The organism is Bradyrhizobium sp., assembly GCF_049798375.1.
Classification (GTDB): Bacteria; Pseudomonadota; Alphaproteobacteria; order Rhizobiales; family Xanthobacteraceae; genus Bradyrhizobium.
The window spans coordinates 1-1,896 of the sequence record NZ_JBARGP010000002.1 but is presented as its reverse complement, the minus strand read 5'-3'; the positions used below and the strand labels follow the sequence as shown (position 1 = coordinate 1,896).

Below are 1,896 nucleotides of genomic sequence, written 5' to 3'. Positions count from 1 at the left end.
GGACGTAGACGTCGTGCGGCACGTCCTGGCCGTTCATTTCCGGGCGGAACACCGAATTCTGGAAGATCAAATCGTCGGGGATGATCTCGGCGCGCAGGATGTCGCGGCCGTGATAGATGTCGCGCAGAAACATGTTGAGCGCGCGGACCCGCTGCTTCAGGCCCTTCTCCAGCAAGGCCCATTCCTTGCCTGAGAGAATACGCGGGATCACGTCGAAGGGGATCAGCCGCTCCTGGGCCTCCGCCTCGCCATAGACAGCGAAAGTGATGCCGATCCGGCGGAACAATAATTCTGCCTCATGGCGGCGATATTCCAGCGCGTCCGGCGGCGTCTCCTGCAGCCAGCGGGAGAGCTCCTGATAGGCCTGGCGGATGTCGCCGCCCGGCTGGTTCATTTCATCGAACGCAACTGCCATGCGATCCCAGTGCTCTCGAGCCGCGTCATACAGTGCATGACTCCCCGGGAGAGTAGCAAGGGGCGGGCCAGCGCGATATGCGTGTGGGCGCGGCATTCGGCGCCGCCGGCCCCCGCGGTGCCCGAAAAACCGGCTATAAGGTGATCAAATCGGCAGCATAGCTGTTGCTGGCGGGTGACATCGGCGCGGCTACAGGCCAAAAAGGACAGGAAAGTTTAAGGAGAAATCATGAGCGAGATCGTCACCGCCGGGATGCTGGTCATCGGCGACGAGATCCTGTCCGGTCGGACCAAGGACAAGAACATCGGCTTCGTCGCCGAGTACCTGACCAATCTCGGCATCGACCTGAAGGAAGTCCGCGTCGTCTCGGACGACGAGCCGGATATCATCGCCGCGCTGGACGCACTCCGGCATCGATATACCTATGTCTTCACCACCGGCGGTATCGGGCCGACCCATGACGACATCACGGCCGACAGCATCGCCAAGGCGTTCGGCGTCGGCATCGATCATCATCCCGAGGTGGTGGCGCGCTTCCGCGAGCGCTGGAGCGAGCAGGAACTGAACGAGGCGCGGTTGCGGATGGCGCGCATTCCCGACGGCGCGGAGTTGATCCAGAGCGCGACCATCCTGGCGCCCGGCTTCAAGCTCGACAACGTCATCGTGATGGCCGGCGTGCCCTCGATCATGCAGGCGATGATGGACATCGTCGCGCCGAAGCTGAAGTCTGGCGTGCGGATGCTGTCGGAAACGGTGCGCGCCAATGCGCGTGAGGGCGACATCGGCGGCCCCTTGCGCGAGATCGCCAACGCGCATCCGGACACTATCATCGGCAGCTATCCCTTCATCGACGAGGAGCAGAAGCCGAACTCCCATCTCGTGGTGCGCTCGCGCGATCAGGAGAAGCTGACGGCGGCCATGAGCGCCGTGAAGGAAATGCTCGCCGGGCTGAAGGCCGTGCGGTAGCAGGGGCAGAGCGAGATGACCGACAAGGACGCAGAGCAGAAGGCGCAGGAGCGGGCCGGAAAACCGTTCCCGGTGTCGTGGGATCAGTTTCACCGGGATTGCCGGGCGCTGACCTGGCGGCTGAACGAGCTCGGCCCGTTTCATGCCGTGGTCGCGATCACCCGCGGCGGGCTGGTGCCGGCGGCGATCGTGGCGCGTGAGCTCGGCGTGCGCGTGATCGACACCGTCTGCATCGCAAGCTACGACCACACCAAGCAGGGCGAGCTGACCGTGCTGAAGGGGATTTCCGAGAGCACCGCCAAGCTCGGCGGCGGCACCGGCAAGGGGCTGTTGATCGTCGACGACCTCGTCGACACCGGCAAGACCGGGCGGATGGTGCGCGACATGCTGCCCGACGCGCATTTCGCCACCGTCTACGCCAAGCCGAAGGGACGGCCGCTGGTCGACACCTTCATCACCGAGGTGTCGCAGGACACCTGGATTTTCTTCCCCTGGGACACCGCGCTGTCATTCCA

Annotated in this window: 3 protein-coding genes; 2 read left to right on the top strand and 1 reads right to left on the bottom strand. The window is 64.2% G+C overall.

The window, feature by feature from the left end; translation table 11 throughout:
* A partial coding sequence (locus WA702_RS00035; RefSeq protein ID WP_425108479.1) for a circularly permuted type 2 ATP-grasp protein occupies positions 1-415 on the bottom strand: 415 nt, incomplete at its 3' end.
* Between the two features lie 228 nt (positions 416-643).
* Between WA702_RS00035 and WA702_RS00030 the strand changes: the two genes are divergently transcribed.
* The gene (locus tag WA702_RS00030; RefSeq protein ID WP_425108478.1) at positions 644-1,381 is read left to right on the top strand and encodes a competence/damage-inducible protein A; all 738 of its coding nucleotides are present in this window, start codon (positions 644-646) and stop codon (positions 1,379-1,381) included.
* A gap of 15 nt (positions 1,382-1,396) precedes the next feature.
* Positions 1,397-1,896: xanthine phosphoribosyltransferase (gpt, locus tag WA702_RS00025; RefSeq protein WP_425108477.1), on the top strand; the 500-nt coding region annotated here is incomplete at its 3' end.